This is a genomic window from Streptomyces hebeiensis (assembly GCF_052983195.1).
In genome coordinates, this window is record NZ_CM129812.1 from 579,372 (window position 1) to 596,552 (window position 17,181).

The window sequence follows — 17,181 nt, forward strand, 5'->3', positions numbered from 1 at the left end:
AGGCCGCGCCGGCCCCCGGCGGGCCGGCGCCACCCCGTTCGGACGATCACCCCGGTTTTCTTCCCCGCGTCCCCGCGGCCGTGCGTGCGTACGGCCGCGCAAGGGAAGACGGGTCTGGACCGCCGTACGACGGGCCGTCGCATCACCGACGGAACCGGTTACCCGGGGGCACTCTTGTGCGAAGCGACGGGACTGGCCTTAGGTTGAACGGAGCGCCCCGCCCCGGCCCGGGACGGGGTCCGGTCACCGGTCTTCGACAGGAGGATCCGGCCATGCCTTCCGGCGACACGTTCACCGACGAGGGGCCACCCCTCGGCGAGACCGACGCGGAGGAACTGCTGCGCGGCATCTGTTTCAAGACGGGCCCGCCGCGCACCGTCGGCGTCGAACTCGAATGGCTCGTGCACGACCGGCACCACCCCGAACGGCCCGTACCGCACGACCGGCTGGAAGAAGCCCTCGACGCCCTGCGGACCCTTCCCCTTCGCTCCGCGCTCACCTTCGAACCCGGCGGCCAGCTGGAGCTCAGCTCGCCACCCGCCGCCTCCCTGATGGAGTGCGTGACCTCCACCGCCGCCGACCTGGACACCGTACGGGCGGCCCTGGGCGCGGACGGTCTGAGACTCTCCGGCGTCGGCCAGGACCCCTGGCACTCGCCCCGCCGCATGCTGCGGGAGCCGCGCTACGACGCGATGGAGACCTACCTCGACCGGATCGGTCCGGCCGGCCGCGCGATGATGCGCTCCACCGCCTCCATCCAGGTCTGTCTTGACGCGGGTCACGAGGAGCCGGGGCCGCTGGGCCACGGCCGGCGCTGGCAGCTCGCGCACCTGCTGGGCGCGGTGCTGGTGGCCGCGTTCGCCAACTCCCCGATGCGCGAGGGGCGTCCGACCGGCTGGCGCTCCACCCGTCAGGCGATGTGGGCGCAGCTGGACCCGGCCCGTACCACGGCGCCGCCCGACCACCGGGATCCGCGTGCCGCATGGGCCGCGCACGCCCTGGACGCCCCGGTGATGTGCATCCGGGCGGCCGAGGGGCCCTGGGCCGTGCCGGAGGGGCTGAGCTTCCGGCGCTGGATACGGACCGGTCAGCCGCGCCCGCCGGTCCGGGCCGACCTCGACTACCACCTCACGACGCTCTTCCCGCCGGTCCGGCCGCGCGGCCACCTGGAGCTGCGGATGATCGACGCCCAGCCGGGTGACGACGGCTGGCTGGTGCCGCTGGCCGTCACCACCGCGCTGTTCGACGATCCGGAGGCGGCGGAGACCGTCTACCGCGCGGTCAAGTCGCTCGCCGACACGGCGGGCTCGCTGCCCGCTCCCCGGAACCTCCTGTGGGTCAACGCCGCGCGCTACGGTCTGGCCGACCCCGAACTCCACTCCGTCGCGTCGGTGTGTTTCGCCGCCGCGCTGGAGGCGCTTCCGCGCATCGGCGCCTCATCGGCCGTGCTGGACGCGGTCGCGGCCCATAACGACCGCTACGTCCTGCCCGGGCGGTGTCCCGCCGACGATCTGCGCACGCACATGACCGGGAAGGACCTGTGCACATGACCGACCACGAGACGCCGGCCGGTACCGCCGCTCCCGCCGAGGCCGGGGACGGCACCGCGGGCACGCTCAGGCTGCGGGCCGTCGAGTCGCTGACGGCCGCCCGGGACCGCACCGCTCTGCTGACCTCGTGTGTGGACGACCACGACCTCACCGCGCAGCACTCGCCGCTGATGTCCCCGCTGGTCTGGGACCTGGCCCACATCGGCAACCAGGAGGAGCAGTGGCTCCTGCGCACCGTCGCCGGGCTCGCGGCGCTGCGCCCCGAGATCGACTCGGTGTACGACGCGTTCGAGCACCCCCGTGCCAGCCGGCCCACGCTGCCCCTGCTGCCGCCCGCCGAGGCCCGCTCGTACGCCTCGGACGTACGGGGCCGGGTCCTGGACGTCATCGAGCGCGTCCCGCTGCACGGCGGCCCGCTGCTGGACGCGGGGTTCGCGTTCGGGATGATCGCCCAGCACGAGCAGCAGCACGACGAGACGATGCTCATCACCCACCAGCTGCGCCGGGGCCCCACCGCGCTCACCGCGCCACCGCCGCCCGCCGGGGACACGACGGGCCTGCCGGCCGACGTGCTCGTCCCGGCCGGTCCGTTCACGATGGGCACCTCCACCGAGCCGTGGGCGCTGGACAACGAGCGCCCGGCGCACCAGCGGCTCGTACCGGCCTTCCGCATCGACACCGTGCCCGTGACCAACGGCGCCTACCAGCAGTTCATCGAGGACGGCGGCTACACGGACGAGCGCTGGTGGGCACCGGAGGGCTGGGCGCAGATCCGCGAACACGGCATCGGCGCCCCGCTGTTCTGGCGGCGCGAGGGCGGGCAGTGGCTGCGCCGCCGGTTCGGGGCGGTGGAGCCCGTCCCGGCCGAGGAGCCGGTCCTGCACGTGAGCTGGTACGAGGCCGACGCGTACGCCCGGTGGGCGGGGCGGCGGCTGCCGACGGAGGAGGAGTGGGAGAAGGCCGCCCGGTACGACCCCGTGTCGGGCCGGTCCCTGCGCTATCCGTGGGGCGACGACGACCCCACACCGGAACGGGCCAACCTCGGCCAGCGCCACCTCCGGCCGGCCCCGGCGGGGAGCTATCCGCGGGGGGCCTCACCGCTCGGGGTGCGTCAGCTGATCGGGGACGTGTGGGAGTGGACGTCGAGCGACTTCCTGCCGTACCCGGGCTTCGTGGCGTTCCCGTACCGCGAGTACTCGGAAGTGTTCTTCGGGGGCGCGCACAAGGTGCTGCGGGGCGGGTCGTTCGGGGTGGCGCCGGTGGCCTGCCGGGGCACGTTCCGCAACTGGGACCTGCCGGTCCGCCGGCAGATCTTCTCCGGGTTCCGTACCGCCCGTACGGCCGCCCCGGGCGAAGGAGACAGCTGATGTGCCGTCATATCGCCTTCCTGGGGCCGACGGTGGCCCTCGGCGAGGTGCTGACCGTGCCGCCGCACGGACTGTACCGGCAGTCCTGGGCACCGCGCAGGCAACGCAACGGGACGGTCAACGCCGACGGTTTCGGTGTCGGCTGGTACGCCGGGGGCGACCCCGTGCCCGCGCGCTACCGCCGCGCCGGGCCCATCTGGTCCGACCCGGGCTTCACCGATCTGGCCCGGGTGGTCCGTACGGGAGCCCTGCTCGCGGCCGTACGGGACGCCACGGAGCCGGGGGCGGACGGCGAGGCCGCCGCGGCGCCGTTCGCCGACACCGGCGGGCCCTGGCTGTTCAGTCACAACGGGGCGGTCGGCGGCTGGCCCGACAGCCTGGCCGAGCCGATGGCGGCGCTGCCCGCACGGGAGGTGCTCACACTGGCCGCCAGAAACGATTCCGCACTGGTCTGGGCGCTGCTCGGGTATCGGTTGCGGTCCGGCGACGAGCTCGGCCAGGCGCTGACCGAGACCGTACTGGAGGTGGCGACGGCAGCACCCGCCTCCCGGCTCAATCTGCTCGTCACGGACGGCGCCCGGATCGGGGCCACCGCCTGGGGGGACTCGCTGTGGTATCTGACCGGCCCGGGCCGCCGTGTGGTGGTGGCCTCGGAACCGTACGACGACGATCCGCGCTGGCACGAGGTCCCCGACCGCACCCTGGTCGTGGCGACCCGCACCGGCGTCTCGCTCTCCCCCCTCAAGGAGCCGCCCGCGTGAGCCCGTACCGCACGACCCGCACCCTCCCCGAGGACGCCACCGGCGCCGCGCTGCGCGCCGATGTGCTCCACGGGCTGACCCGCACACCGAAGACGCTGCCCCCGAAGTGGTTCTACGACGCGCGGGGCAGCGAACTGTTCGAGGAGATCACCCGGCTCCCCGAGTACTACCCGACCCGCGCCGAGCGGGAGATCCTGCTCGCCCGTGCCCCGGACATCGCGGCGGCGACCGGCGCGCGCACCCTGGTGGAGCTGGGGTCCGGCTCCTCCGACAAGACCCGCCACCTGCTCGACGCGCTGACCGGTGTGCACACCTACGTACCGGTCGACGTGAGCGAGAGCGCGCTGGCCGGGGCGGCCCGGTCACTGCTCGCCGAGCGCCCGTCGCTACGGGTGCACGCGCTGATCGCGGACTTCACCACGCGGCTGACGCCGCCGGACACCCCGGGCCCCCGGCTGGTGGCGTTCCTCGGCGGCACGATCGGCAATCTGCTGCCCGCCGAACGGGCCGCGTTCCTCGCGTCGGTGCGCGCGCTGCTGGCTCCGGGGGACGCGCTGCTGCTCGGCACGGATCTGGTGAAGGAGGAGTCGGTCCTGGTCAGGGCGTACGACGACGCGGCCGGAGTGACGGCCGCGTTCAACAAGAACGTGCTGACCGTCCTCGACCGGGAACTCGGCGCGGACTTCCGTGCGGACGACTTCGACCACGTGGCGCTCTGGGACCGGGAGAACGAGTGGATCGAGATGCGGCTCCGGGCGCGCAGGTCCCTCACCGCCAAGATCCCGGAACTCGGTCTCGCGGTGCACTTCGAGGCGGGTGAGGAACTGCGCACGGAGGTGTCGGCGAAGTTCCGTCAGGAGGGGGTACGGGCCGAACTGGTGCGTGCCGGAATGGAGTTGGCACACTGGTGGACCGACGAGGAGGGACGGTTCGCGCTGTCGCTGGCGACAGTGGCCTGACGGGCGGGAGGCGGCGCGACGCCGCGTGCGGCGGTCCGTGCCCCCGGCCGCGGGCCATGGGGCCAGGTGACGCGGGGTCGCGGCCCGCCCGTCCCGACGACCGCCTCCCGGGCCGCCGAGGCGAGCGCCCGGCGCGCGGCGGGGGCCTCGCGGCGCGCGGGGCCGGCGTCGGAGGGCACGGCGGGCGCCTCGGCGGGGAGTGGCGGCAGGACCGTGATCTCCGCCGTGAGCCCGCGGGCCGCCGCCACCCGCCACAACGACACGAGCAGAGTGTCGTCGCCGATGAACGCCGGTGCCCCGGACGCCGACCCGTCCGGTGCCCGGTAGGTGATCCGTACGGGACACACCGGGGCGCCCGCGTCCAGCGCGGCCTGGAAGGCGGCCGGTGTGAACTTCCCCTGGTCCCGGCCGCACCACGTACAGCCCTCCGGGAAGACGATCACCCGCGAACCGGCGGTCAGCGCGCGGGTGAGGGCCCGCACGGTGCCGGGCAGGGCCCGTAGCCGTTCCCGGTCCACGAACAGCGTTCCGCCGAGCGCCGCCAGCGGCCCCAGGACCGGCCAGTGACGTATCTCGGTCTTGGCCAGCATCCGGCCGGGCAGGACGGTGGCGACGAGCGGTATGTCGAGCCAGGAGATGTGGTTGGCGACGACCAGGACACCTCTCCCGCGCCGGGGCGGCCGGCCGGTGACACGGACCCGCACGCCGAATCCCCGCAGCACCGCGCGCGCCCACACGCGGGTGCACCGCTCACGGAGCGCCGGCCCCAGGAGGGCGGTCGCCGGGGCGAGCAGTACGCCGGCCAGTACGACAGTGACGCCCGCCAGCAGCCGGGCCGCCGCGCTCGGCGCACCGGACGTGGGGCCCCGGTGCGCGCAGCAGGACGCCGGGGCACAGGGCGCGGTGGGCAGCCAGGTGCTCATGCGGCGGGCACGAGGGAGAGGAAGTGCCGCAGGTAGCGGGGGTTGGTGCGGCGCATCGACAGCAGGACGTACAGGTCGGCGACGCCGAACTCCGGGTCGTGCGCGGGCGCGCCGCACACCCAGGCGCCGAGCCGGAGATAGCCGCGCAGCAGTGGCGGCAGCTCGGCGGACGGCACGGGCGCGGCGCCGGGGCCCGGCGTCCACAGCCGGTGCGGGGTGACCCAGTACTCCTCGGGCGCCAGGTGCTTGTCCTTCACCGTGTGCCAGGCGGAGGCGGCCAGGGCTCCCCCGTCGGCGAGCGGGAGCGAGCAGCAGCCGGCCAGCCAGTTGTGGCCCCGGGTGGTCATGTAGCGGGCCAGGCCGCCCCAGACCAGGCCGATGACCGCGCCGGTGCGGTGCGCCGGGTGCACGCAGGACCGGCCGACCTCGACCAGGTCGTCACGGATCGGGGCGAGCCGGGAGAGGTCGAACTCGCTGTCGGAGTAGACGCGCCCGGCGGCCCTGGCCCGGTCGGGCGGCAGCAGCCGGTAGGTGCCGACGACCTCGCCGGTGCTCTCCTCCCGTACGAGCAGGTGATCGCAGTACGCGTCGAAGGCGTCGGCGTCCAGGCCGGGCTCGGGCCCCTCCAGGCGGGCGCCCAGCTCGCCGGCGAACACCAGGTGGCGCAGCCGCTGTGCGGCCCGTACGTCATCCGCGTCGCGGGCGAGGGACACCCGGTAGCGGGTTCCGTCACCGGGCGCGGAGGCGGATGCGGAGGCCGGCGCGGGGGCCGGGGCCTGCGCCGGGACGGAAAGCGGGGCGGGAGGCCGGGCGGCGGAGAGCGGGGCGGGGGCGATGGCGGACATGGCTGACTCCTGTGCCGTGGGGACGGTCCGGTGCCGGTGCCCGTGACCGCCGTCCGTGCGCCGGCCGGGCACCCGCACTGTCGTTTCTTCCGTGACCGGCTGGATTTGACATGACCACACGGCGGAGAGCGGATGTGGGACGGCTGAATGCCGTGGATCCGCGACGGCGGCGCCGCGCGCACTCGGCCTGGCCCGCCGGGGGCGCCCGGCCGGGCGCACGCCACGCCGGTGCCGGCGGGCCGGGCGCGAGCCCGCCGGTGGGTCCGGCGGGCCGGGCACCGCGTTGCCGGGCGAGGGACCGCTTCGGGATCATGACCTCGCCCACCGGCCGTCCGCCCGTCCGCCCTCCCGGACACGGCAGCGGCGCGGCGGGGCCCGTACGCGTCAGTCCGTGGACAGCGCGGCGGTGATACGGTCCGCCGCCGTCTTCGCCGCGCGCTTCGGATCCTCGCCCTGGAGGACCGCCGTCATATAGGGCTTGATCGGGTTGTCTGCCTCGACGTCCGCCCACAGCGGTGAGTTCGGGGTGGCCCTGCCGCGCGCCGCTCCCTCGGCCATCGCCGCCGTACCGGCGTCGCCGCCGACGACATCGGCGAGCGTGGTCTTGTTCGGCACGTAGCTCATGGTGCGGGCCAGTTCCGTCTGCCACTTCTCGCTCGCCAGCGCCTTGACGACGTCCACGGCGGCGGACTGGTGGCTGGAGTTCTTCGGGACGATCAGGTCCGAGCCGCCGGTGAACACCGTCCCCGGTTCGGCCGCGGTCCTGCCCGGAATGGGGAAGAAACCGAGCTTCCCGGCGAGCTGGGGATTCTTCTCCTCGATGACCCGCGCGGCGTTCGGCGCGGAGATGATCTGCGCAACATCGCCCTCGGCGAAGACCTCGGCCTGCGGCGGCGTCGCCTCGTCGGCGTTGCGCGGACCGTCCCCCAGCGCCTGGAGCCTCTTGTAGAAGTCCATGCCCTTGAGCGCGGCCGGCGAGTCGATCGCGCCCCGCCAGTCGCCGCCCCGCTCGACGGCCAGCTCCCCGCCCTCGTCCCAGATGAATCCGGCCAGCGTGTACCAGTCCTGCCCGGCGAGGTAGATGCCCTGGTCACCGTTCTGGTCCAGGGCGTCGGTGGCCGTGAGCCACTGCGCGCGGGTGGTGGGCGGCCGGTCGATCCCGGCGCGCTCGAAGAGGTCCTTGTTGTAGATCACGACGCGGTTCGCCGCGTACCAGGGGATGCCGAACTGCGCACCGTCGATGCTGCCGGGCTGGGCCAGGCCGGGCAGCCAGTCCTCGCTCCCCAGGTCGCGTATCGACTCCAGCGTGAGGTTCCGCAGCCGCCCGCTCTCGGCGTACCGCGCCACCTGGGTGTTGCCGACCTCGATCACGTCCGGCCCGTCGTCGCCCTCGATGGCCTTCGTCACCTTCTCACCGATCCCGGACCACTCCTGGATGACGATGTCCAACTCGACGGACGGGTGTTCCTTCTCGTAGTCGGCCACGAATCGCTGGAGGAAGTCGTCGGAGGCACTGTCCTTCATCAGCCAGACGGTGACCGTGGCGGCACCGTCCCCCAGCCCTGGCACCGCACCGCAGCCGGCGAGGGCCGTGCAGGACAGGAGGGTGAGGACGTGGACGAGACGTCGGTTCTTCACGGGGTTCGACCTTCTGGCGTGGCGGCACGAAAAAGGGAGCCCGGCGTGGGGGAAGCGAACTGCGTTCGCACGGGTGTGTGGGATTTTGGTATGGGCCAATAAGCCGGTCAAGGCCGGAAACATGATCGATACGTACGCTGTGTGCCCGCGGTCCGCCGCACGCCTCGCGCGGTGGTGCGGGGTGGGGCAGGGTGGAGGGAACAGCGCGACGCGAGCAGCGGAGGGAACGGCCCATGTCCCACCACACCTATCGGGTCACCGAGATCGTCGGCACCTCTCACGTGGGCGTCGACGACGCCATCCGCAACGGCATCGCCCGCGCGGCCGAGACACTGCGCGGCCTGGACTGGTTCGAGATGACGGAGGTCCGCGGCAACATCGTCGACGGCGACATCGAGCACTACCAGGTCGGGCTGAGGGTCGGATTCCGCATCGAGGACGGGAGCTGACGGCGACGGGACCGCGGGGAGCCCACGCGCCCGTGGCCCCTGAGCCGTTCGGTTGTGGGAATCCTGGTGCCGCCCGGGCGTTGAACGAGGTGTGAGCATCGCGACGACGACCAGGTTCTCCGTACTGGACCGCTCCCGGACGCGGGAGGGCCGGGACGGCCCCGAGGCGCTGCGCGACACGGTCGCGTTCGCCCGCGCGGCCGAGGCGTTCGGCTACCACCGCTTCTGGGTCTCCGAGCACCACGGAGTGCCCGGGGTGGCCGGCTCCGCGCCGACCGTGCTCGCGGCTGCCGTCGCCGCCGCGACGAGCACCATCCGGGTCGGCACCGGAGGCGTGATGCTGCCGAACCATCAGCCTCTGGTCGTCGCCGAGCAGTTCGGGGTGCTGGAGGCACTGTTCCCCGGACGGATCGACATGGGCCTGGGCCGGTCCGTCGGGTTCACCGACGGGATACGCAGGGCACTGGGGCGGGACAAGCGGGACGCGGACGACTTCGCCGGACAGCTCGTCGAGCTCCTCGGCTATTTCACCGGCACCCAGACCGCCCACCCCCAGGTCCACGCCCGCCCGGCCGAGGGGATGCGGATCCCCGCCTTCGTCCTGGCCACCGGCAGAGGCGCCCGGATCGCCGCCGAGGCGGGACTGCCGCTGGTCATCGCGGCCGTACGGGGCGAGGACGCGATGCTGCGGGCGATCGAGGACTACCGCCGCGCCTTCCGCCCGTCGGCCTGGGGCGAGCGGCCGTACGTGATGCTCTCGGGCACCGTCGCGGTCGCCGCCACCTCCGAGGATGCGCGCCGGCTGCTGCTGCCGGAGGCCTGGTCGGCGGCGTACTCGCGCACGCACGGCGTCTTCCCGCCGCTCGCCCCCGTGGAGAAGGTCCTCGCCACCCCCGGGACCGGCCGGGAGCGCGCCCTGTTCGACGAGGCCCTGCGCGGCCACCTCGCGGGCACGGAGGAGGAGGTGGCGGCCGGCCTGGAGAAGCTGCTGGCGCGCAGCGGCGCGGACGAGTACCTGGTCACGACCAGTACGTACGACCGCACGGCGCTGCTGGACTCCTACCGCCGGCTGGCGGCGGTGCTGGGGCTGCGCGAGGGACGCCCTTCGCATGGTCCTGCCTGACCGCGCGATCGGGTAACGTCGTTGGGCCGCGCCGGTGCGCTCGTCCGGCGTCGCGCGTCAAGTGATCACTTCGGGGGCGTGGTGCACAGCGCAGCGAACGTTCAGGACAAGCCCAGGGTCATGGTGCTGTCGATCGGTGTCGGATGCTTCGACGAGGGCACGGGGTGGGAGGAACTGGGCTTCGTCGCCGAGCGCGTCGCCGAGGTCGGCGCGGCGTTCGACCGGTTCGACGTGCGGGTGGAGCGGGCGCTCGATCCGACCGAGGTGGAGATCGAGGGCCTGCTGCGCCGCTGGATCCTCACGGAGGAACGGTCGGCGGCCGACGTCGTCGTCATCCATCTGATCGGCCATGGCACCCAGAACCCCGGCGGGCGGCTCTGCTTCATCGGCCGCGACGGCGAAGAGGTCGACGTGGACCGGTGGATCGGGAAGGCGCAAAGCCGGGCCGACCGCGCCCCGGACGGCCCTCGGACCGTATTCCTGGTGGACACCTGCGACGCGGGTACGGCGACGGGACGGCAGTCACTGACCGACCTCGGCACCGACCGGGGAGTCTGGGCGCTGGGGGCCGCCGTCAGCGGTTCACCCACGCAGCGCGGCCGGTTCACCGGCTGGCTCGCCGCCGCGCTGCACCGCCTGGCGGACCGGGACTTCGCGCTGGAGGTGCCGGCCGTCGACTTCAAGGACTTCGCCCTCGAGATGTTCGGGGTGGTCAGGCAGGAGGAGGAATGGCGCATCTCCGTCGGGTTCAGCCTGGAACTCGGCGACGGCGACTGGCCTTTCCTGCCCAACCCGAAGGCCGGCGGACTGTCGCGGGAGCAGATCGAGCGGCGTCGCGGGTCGTTCGGCTACGTACCCGGCCAGGACCTCGGCACCACGATCGCGACGGGCGCGGACATCAGTGACGCGAACTACTTCGTCGACCGTGCCTCCGGGCGCGGCCTGGTCTCCGTTCCCCAGGACGTCGGTTTCTTCTCCGGCCGGGCCGAGCAACTGGTCGCATACCGCTCCTGGTGGGCGGGCGACAGCCCGCTGATGGTCGTCACCGGCGCGGTGGGCTCCGGCAAGTCAGGACTGCTGGGAGCTGTCGTCTGCGCCGCGCATCCGGAACTGCGGCGGCGCTTCCGCCAGGTCTGGGAGCCGGCGGACCGCGAGCTGCCGGAGATCGCGGAGATCGTCGCCGTGCACGCGCGACAGCGCACGGCGCAGCAGCTGATCGACATGATCGTGAGCCAGGCGGGGCTCACCCCGCCGGCACCGGAGAAGCCCGGCATCGACGACGGCGAGGACAACCGGCCGGGCGCCACGCACTGGACGGTTCACATGCTCCGTGAGGCGCTGTACGAAGAGGACAAGCGCCGTCTCGTCGTCATCGACGCGCTGGACGAGTCCGCCGAGCCGGACGCGGTGGTGCGGCTGATCGAGGCGCTGGTCGTGCCGTCGAAGAGGAAGGCTCCGCAGGCCCCTCCCTGCCGCATCCTCACCGGCAGCCGGCCGGAGACGGTGGCGGAGCTGCCGAAGGCTCTGGAGGACGGGTCCCGGGGCGTCCTGCTCGACCTGGACAAGGCCGACCGCACCGTGGTCAAGGACGACGTCCGCCACTACATCGCGGCACTGCTGAGGGCGAGCGAGCCCTATGCCGGCGGGGCGGCGTCGGAGTACGTCGACATCATCGCGGCCACGGCGGCGAACAACATCGCCGGTCAGGGGACGGAGGACACCCGGTGGGGCCCGTTCCTGCTGGCGGGGATGTTCGTCCACTACATGGTGACGAGAAAGAAACCTCCGCAGGACCTGGCCGACGCCAACGCTCACGCGGGGCGGGCCGCGGGGGACCTCCCGACCATCCTCGAAGCCGTGCTGGACGCGCGTCACCACGCCTTCCCACTGCTGCGTCCCGTGCTGCACGTACTCGCCCGTTCCAAGGGTGACGGGATGCCGCTCACGGTGCTGCGGCGGTGTGTGGAGGCGTTCCACGACGGCTCCCGGCAGTCCGACGCAGCGGACTTCTCCAAGGAGCAGTTCACCAGGACGCTGGTCGAAGCCTCCCCGTTCCTGTATTCCCAGCGAGAACCGGGAGGCAAGGTGGCGCTCTACCGGTTGTTCCACCAGGGACTGGCGGACTACCTGCGCACGCATCCCTGGAACAGCCTGGACGCCATCGACACCGCGGGAGAACGGAGCCTCGAAGGAGTCCTGTTCGGCGCGCTCGTCGCTCCTCATATGGGGGCGCGGGAGGGCGAGGACTCCTGGGCGGACGCGGAGCCCTACGTCCTGCGCCACGCGCTGGACCACGTCGCCGCGGCCGGCCTGTCCGACCAGGCCGAGGCGTTGCTCACCGATCCGTACTTCCTGGTCCGTTTCGATCCCCGTCAGGACCCCCGCCCGCTGGACCTGGCGGCCTCGGCGAGCGCCGACGAATACCGCCGGCTGCTGGCCACGTCCTGGTCGGCGCACTCCGAACTCACCAGCGGGGCCGACCGCGCCTCGGTGCTGGCCTATGACGCGCACCGGCTCGGCATGACCGGCAAACAGGCGGAGTTCACCTCGATGGCGCGCGCGCTGTCCGCCGACCGGCAGGGTGTCAGCCACTGCGCCGTATGGGCCAGGGGAGGCGCCAGCGACACCCGTTCCCGGCTCATTCACAGTCGGAGCACGATGATTCACGACGTGGCGTTCTCGCCCGACGGCGAGCTGCTGGCCGCGGCCACCCACGGCGGAGTCGAGGTGCGGTCGGCCGAGACCTGGCAGCTGGTGACGCCTCCTTTCGGGCGCACCGAGAGATGGGTCGAAGCCGTCGCCTTCTCCCCCGACGGCCGTCGGCTCGCGTTCAACACGGGTGAGAGCGGACAGCGGTTGCGGATGTGGGACGTGGAGACCCGGTCCCTGACGGGTGCCTCCTGGCCGGCCCACACCGGGCAGATCAACAGCGTCGCCTTCTCCCCGGACGGCCGCATGCTCGCCGCCGGCGGCGAGGACCACACCGTCTCCGTCTGGGACATCACGGCGAACCCGCCCGTCGAAGTCGCCCGAACGCGGCACGAGGGAGCGGTCGCGGATGTGGCCTTCAGCCCCGACGGACGGTCCCTGGTGTCCTGCGGCCGGGCCGGACTGGCACTGCTGGGCATGGACGACGAGCGGAAAACGACCTGGCTGACCGACTCGTGGTCCGTCGCGGTGGCCTTCTCGCCCGACGGTACGCTGCTCGCCTGTCTCGACTCCGACGGCGACCTTTCGCTGTGGGCCACCGCGACACGGGAGGTGACCGACACCGTTTCACTCGGTGACGTCGCCGTCTCCGGCGGTTTGTCCTTCTCCCCCGACGGCGGTTGTCTCGCGGCGGGCACGATGGGTTCGCTCAAACTGGTGGACATGGCGTCGACGGAGGTGATCGGGGACCTGGGCAACCGTGACCGGTTCGTCCAAGGCGTGGCTTTCCGGCCGACGCCGCCGCTGCAACTGGTCAGCTGTGCGCTCCGTGGCAGTCTGCGCCTGTGGAAGACGCTCGATCAGGACCTCGACGACGAACCGCTCGACCAGTTCACCTCCGAACTGGTGGCCTGCTCCCTCGACGGCCGGCTCCTGGTGGTCGCGGACAACGAGGAGAGCGCCCTCCGCATGTACGAACCGGTGTCCGGCAGGAAACTGGGCGAGGTGCCCCTGGGCAGGCACACGATCGATGACGTCCTCGGCTTCTCGCCGACGGGGCATCTGCTGGCCATGCTGAGTGCGGAGAAGAGCCTCCTCCTCCTGCGAGCGGACACGCAGCCGCACCCGCGCATCGAGGTCGTCAGCACGTCGGTGAAATCCACCGGCCGGGAATCCTGCGCCTTCTCTCCCGACGGCGGTCTGCTGGCGATGCTGGTCACCCTGGGGCAGCCGTCCTTCGGGGCCGTCACGTATCCCACCCAGATCAAGATCTGGGACACCCGGAGCCTGCGGCTCACCGGCCGTGTCCCCCTCTCCGGACGTCCCGACCGGTTCCACTTCACCGGTCCGGACAAGCTGTTCGTGTCCATGGACGGCGCCATCGCCGTGTACGACTGCTCAGGTCCCGACAAGGAGCCCGTATGACCCGCGTCCTCGGCGTCCACGGCGTACGCAACTACAAGGCCGCCGACACCACCCACACACTCGGCGGGGCACGGCTCAAGGCCGACTGGCTGGCGGCTCTCGGCGAGGCCGGACAGCGACTCGACCTGGCACACGCCTACTACGCCGACCTGTTGCGTGCCGAACGGCAGAACGGTGAGCTCACCGAGGACGAGCTGGCGCTCGTCGGGGCCTGGGCCGAGGCGTGGGGCGTCGAACTCGACGGTGTGCAGGGCAGGGCCACCGGCTGGCTGCGCTGGGTCTGCGGCCGGGTCGCGGAGCTGACCCAGGAGCGGCCCGCCGTGGTCGAGAAGACCGTACGGCTGTTCTTCCCGGAGGTGACCCGGTACTTCACCACGGGCCGCGCGACGGTGCGCGAGCGGGTCAAAGCGGCGCTTCTGCGGCACCGGCCGGAGATCGTCGTCGCGCACTCGCTGGGCAGCGTGGTGGTGTACGAGGCGCTGCACGACCTCGCCGACGAACTGGAGGTCCGCCTGCTGCTCACCCTCGGATCGCCACTGGCCCTGCCCAATGCCGTGTTCCACCGGCTGGATCCGGCACCGGTCGAGGGCCGGGGAGCCCGTCCGGCCTGCGTCGGGCGCTGGGTGAACATCGCCGACACCGGGGACTTCGTGGCCATTCCGAAAGGTGAGCTCGCGCGGGTGTTCTCCGGTGTGGAGGAGCTGCCGGACATCAGCATCGCACCCCTGTGGCCGCACAGCGTCGCCGACTATCTGCGCCATGCGGCCGTACGCGAGGTCATCGTCCCCTGACCGTCGCCCGCAGGAACTCGCGGTTCATCATCGAGATGCTCTGGAGCGGGATCCCCTTGGGGCAGGCGGTCGCGCACTCGCCCGCCAGCGTGCAGCCGCCGAAGCCCTCCTCGTCCATGGTCGCGACCATGTCGAGCACCCGTGTCTCGCGCTCGGGCGCGCCCTGCGGCAGCACACCCAGGTGATTGACCTTGGCCGAGGTGAAGAGCATCGCCGAGCCGTTGGGACAGGCCGCCACGCACGCCCCGCATCCGATGCACTCGGCGTGTTCGAAGGCGAGGTCCGCCGCGGGCTTGGGCACCGGGGTGGCGTGGGCCTCGGGCGCGGCACCGGTGGGAACGGTGATGTAGCCGCCGGAGCCGATGATCCGGTCGAACGCGGACCGGTCCACGACCAGGTCCTTGACCACCGGGAAGGCACCCGCCCGCCAGGGCTCGACGTCGATGGTGGCGCCGTCCTCGAAGTGCCGCATGTGCAGCTGGCAGGTGGTGGTGCGTTCGGGTCCGTGGGCCTCTCCGTTGATCACCACGCCGCAGGCGCCGCAGATGCCCTCGCGGCAGTCGTGGTCGAAGGCGACCGGTTCCTCCCCCTTGAGGATCAGCTCCTCGTTGAGGGTGTCGAGCATCTCCAGGAACGACATGTCCTCGGAGATGCCGTCGATGCCGTAGGTGACCATGGCACCGGGGGTGTCGGGGTCCGGCTGGCGCCAGACGCGCAGGGTGAGCCTCATGCGTAGCTCCGCTGGGTGGGATGGACGTACTCGAAGACGAGGTCTTCCTTGTGCAGGACGGGCGGGTTTCCGGTACCGGTGAACTCCCAGGCGGCGGCGTACGCGAACGTCTCGTCGCGGCGCGCGGCCTCCCCGGCCCCCGTCTGCGACTCCTCGCGGAAGTGGCCGCCGCAGGACTCGGCGCGGTGCAGCGCGTCGAGGCACATCAGCTCGGCGAGTTCCAGGTAGTCGACGACGCGGTTGGCCTTCTCCAGGGCCTGGTTGAGCTGTTCGCCCGTGCCGGGCACCTTGATCCGCCGCCAGAACTCCTCGCGGATCTGCGGGATCCGGTCGAGCGCCTTGCGCAGGCCCTCCTCGTTGCGGGCCATCCCGCAGTGCTCCCAGAGGAGTTCGCCGATCTCCTTGTGGAAGGAGTCCGGGGTGCGGTCGCCGTCCACGGCGAGCAGCAGCCGCAGCCGGTCCTCGGTGTCCGCGACGGCCTCCTCGACGGCCGGGTGCGAGGCGTCGGCCGGCTCGTGGCGCGGATGGCGGGCGAGGTAGTCGTTGATGGTGGACGGCAGGACGAAGTAGCCGTCGGCGAGGCCCTGCATGAGGGCGGAGGCGCCGAGCCGGTTGGCGCCGTGGTCGGAGAAGTTGGCCTCGCCGATCGCGAACAGGCCGGGGACGGTGGTCTGGAGGTCGTAGTCGACCCAGAGTCCGCCCATCGTGTAGTGGATCGCCGGGTAGATCCGCATGGGCACCTCGTACGGGTTCTCGGCGGTGATCCGCTCGTACATCTCGAAGAGGTTGCCGTACTTCTCCTCGACCGCCCGGCGGCCGAGCCGGGCGATGGCGTCCGCGAAGTCCAGGTAGACGCCCTGGCCGCCGGGGCCCACACCGCGTCCCTCGTCGCAGACGTTCTTCGCCGCCCGCGAGGCGATGTCGCGCGGGACGAGGTTGCCGAAGGCGGGGTAGGTGCGCTCCAGGTAGTAGTCCCGCTCGTCCTCCGGGATCTCGGCCGGGGGCCGCCGGTCGCCCCGCTCCCTGGGCACCCAGATGCGGCCGTCGTTGCGCAGCGACTCGCTCATCAGCGTCAGCTTGGACTGGTGGTCGCCGGAGCGCGGGATGCAGGTGGGGTGGATCTGGGTGAAGCAGGGGTTGGCGAACTGCGCGCCGCGCCGGTGCGCCCGCCACACGGCGGTGGCGTTGCTGTTCTTGGCGTTGGTCGAGAGGTAGAAGACGTTGCCGTACCCGCCGGAGGCGAGGACGACGGCGTCGGCGAGATGGGTGGAGATCTCGCCGGTGATCAGGTCGCGGGCGACGATCCCCCGGGCCCGGCCGTCGATCACGATCAGGTCGAGCATCTCGGTGCGCGCGTGCATCTCGACGGCGCCCGCGGCGATCTGCCGGGAGAGGGCCTGGTAGGCGCCGAGGAGCAGTTGCTGGCCCGTCTGGCCGCGGGCGTAGAAGGTGCGGGAGACCTGGACGCCACCGAAGGAGCGGGTGTCGAGGAGTCCGCCGTACTCCCGGGCGAAGGGCACTCCCTGGGCGACGCACTGGTCGATGATCTCCACGGACACCTCGGCGAGCCGGTGGACGTTGGACTCGCGGGCGCGGAAGTCGCCTCCCTTGACGGTGTCGTAGAACAGCCGCTGGACCGAGTCACCGTCGTTGCGGTAGTTCTTGGCGGCGTTGATGCCGCCCTGGGCGGCGATGGAGTGGGCGCGACGCGGCGAGTCCTGGTAGCAGAACTGGACGACGTGGTAGCCCTGTTCGGCGAGTGTGGCACCGGCGGCGCCGCCCGCCAGCCCCGTACCGACGACGATCACGGTGTGCTTGCGGCGGTTGGCGGGGTTGACCAGCTTGGCCTCGAAGCGGCGCCGGTTCCAGCGCTCGGCGATGGGGCCGTCCGGTGCCTTGGTGTCGAGCGCCGGCGCCCCGACGGTGTATTCGGTGTACGGGGGGTACGGCGGGTGCACGGGGTTCACGGTG

Annotated in this window: 13 protein-coding genes; 8 read left to right on the forward strand and 5 right to left on the reverse strand. The window is 72.4% G+C overall.

Going from position 1 to position 17,181, the window contains the following annotated elements; genetic code table 11:
* The first annotated feature begins 272 nt into the window (after positions 1–272).
* The 4 genes from egtA to egtD are packed head-to-tail and all read left to right on the forward strand — an operon-like array spanning position 273 to position 4,637.
* Positions 273–1,550 (forward strand): ergothioneine biosynthesis glutamate--cysteine ligase EgtA, encoded by a 1,278-nt coding sequence (gene egtA, locus ACU6P3_RS02425; RefSeq protein WP_447195692.1) that lies wholly within the window; start codon positions 273–275, stop codon positions 1,548–1,550.
* On the forward strand, positions 1,547–2,917 hold the full coding sequence (egtB, locus tag ACU6P3_RS02430; RefSeq protein ID WP_447195693.1) for an ergothioneine biosynthesis protein EgtB: 1,371 nt from the start codon (positions 1,547–1,549) through the stop codon (positions 2,915–2,917). The genes egtA and egtB overlap by 4 nt, the downstream gene beginning before the upstream one ends.
* A complete protein-coding gene (gene egtC, locus ACU6P3_RS02435) occupies positions 2,917–3,678 on the forward strand; it encodes an ergothioneine biosynthesis protein EgtC (protein ID WP_447195694.1) in 762 nt (253 codons plus the stop codon). Before egtB ends, egtC begins: the two co-directional genes overlap by 1 nt.
* Positions 3,675–4,637 carry an L-histidine N(alpha)-methyltransferase gene (egtD, locus tag ACU6P3_RS02440; protein ID WP_447195695.1) on the forward strand — a complete coding sequence of 321 codons (963 nt, stop codon included), beginning with the start codon at positions 3,675–3,677 and terminating at the stop codon, positions 4,635–4,637. Before egtC ends, egtD begins: the two co-directional genes overlap by 4 nt.
* On the opposite strand, the gene ACU6P3_RS02445 is transcribed toward egtD, so the two are convergent.
* The 3 genes from ACU6P3_RS02445 to ACU6P3_RS02455 all read right to left on the reverse strand — a co-directional run bounded on the left by ACU6P3_RS02445 (position 4,532) and on the right by ACU6P3_RS02455 (position 8,043).
* The gene (locus ACU6P3_RS02445; RefSeq protein ID WP_447195696.1) at positions 4,532–5,560 is read right to left on the reverse strand and encodes a lysophospholipid acyltransferase family protein; all 1,029 of its coding nucleotides are present in this window, start codon (positions 5,558–5,560) and stop codon (positions 4,532–4,534) included. The two genes, egtD and ACU6P3_RS02445, sit on opposite strands and share 106 nt — an antisense overlap.
* Positions 5,557–6,405: a GNAT family N-acetyltransferase gene (locus tag ACU6P3_RS02450; RefSeq protein ID WP_447195697.1), complete on the reverse strand. Its 849-nt coding sequence runs from the start codon at positions 6,403–6,405 to the stop codon at positions 5,557–5,559. Before ACU6P3_RS02450 ends, ACU6P3_RS02445 begins: the two co-directional genes overlap by 4 nt.
* Before the next feature lie 384 nt (positions 6,406–6,789).
* Positions 6,790–8,043 carry an extracellular solute-binding protein gene (locus tag ACU6P3_RS02455; protein ID WP_447195698.1) on the reverse strand — a complete coding sequence of 418 codons (1,254 nt, stop codon included), beginning with the start codon at positions 8,041–8,043 and terminating at the stop codon, positions 6,790–6,792.
* A gap of 233 nt (positions 8,044–8,276) precedes the next feature.
* On the opposite strand from ACU6P3_RS02455, the gene ACU6P3_RS02460 reads away from it, so the two are divergent.
* The 4 genes from ACU6P3_RS02460 (at position 8,277) to ACU6P3_RS02475 (ending at position 14,480) form a co-directional block, all read left to right on the forward strand.
* Entirely contained in the window at positions 8,277–8,492 is a 216-nt protein-coding gene (locus tag ACU6P3_RS02460; RefSeq protein WP_030743670.1) for a dodecin, read from the forward strand.
* Positions 8,493–8,583: 91 nt separating this feature from the next.
* Positions 8,584–9,615: an LLM class flavin-dependent oxidoreductase gene (locus ACU6P3_RS02465; RefSeq protein ID WP_447195699.1), complete on the forward strand. Its 1,032-nt coding sequence runs from the start codon at positions 8,584–8,586 to the stop codon at positions 9,613–9,615.
* Positions 9,616–9,693: 78 nt separating this feature from the next.
* The gene (locus ACU6P3_RS02470; protein WP_447195700.1) at positions 9,694–13,689 is read left to right on the forward strand and encodes a P-loop domain-containing protein; all 3,996 of its coding nucleotides are present in this window, start codon (positions 9,694–9,696) and stop codon (positions 13,687–13,689) included.
* Entirely contained in the window at positions 13,686–14,480 is a 795-nt protein-coding gene (locus tag ACU6P3_RS02475; protein WP_447195701.1) for a serine peptidase, read from the forward strand. Before ACU6P3_RS02470 ends, ACU6P3_RS02475 begins: the two co-directional genes overlap by 4 nt.
* On the opposite strand, the gene ACU6P3_RS02480 is transcribed toward ACU6P3_RS02475, so the two are convergent.
* Together ACU6P3_RS02480 and ACU6P3_RS02485 are read right to left on the reverse strand one after the other, a co-directional pair.
* On the reverse strand, positions 14,467–15,210 hold the full coding sequence (locus ACU6P3_RS02480) for a succinate dehydrogenase/fumarate reductase iron-sulfur subunit (RefSeq protein ID WP_447195702.1): 744 nt from the start codon (positions 15,208–15,210) through the stop codon (positions 14,467–14,469). The two genes, ACU6P3_RS02475 and ACU6P3_RS02480, sit on opposite strands and share 14 nt — an antisense overlap.
* The gene (locus ACU6P3_RS02485) at positions 15,207–17,168 is read right to left on the reverse strand and encodes a fumarate reductase/succinate dehydrogenase flavoprotein subunit (RefSeq protein ID WP_447195703.1); all 1,962 of its coding nucleotides are present in this window, start codon (positions 17,166–17,168) and stop codon (positions 15,207–15,209) included. Before ACU6P3_RS02485 ends, ACU6P3_RS02480 begins: the two co-directional genes overlap by 4 nt.
* Positions 17,169–17,181 lie beyond the last annotated feature (13 nt).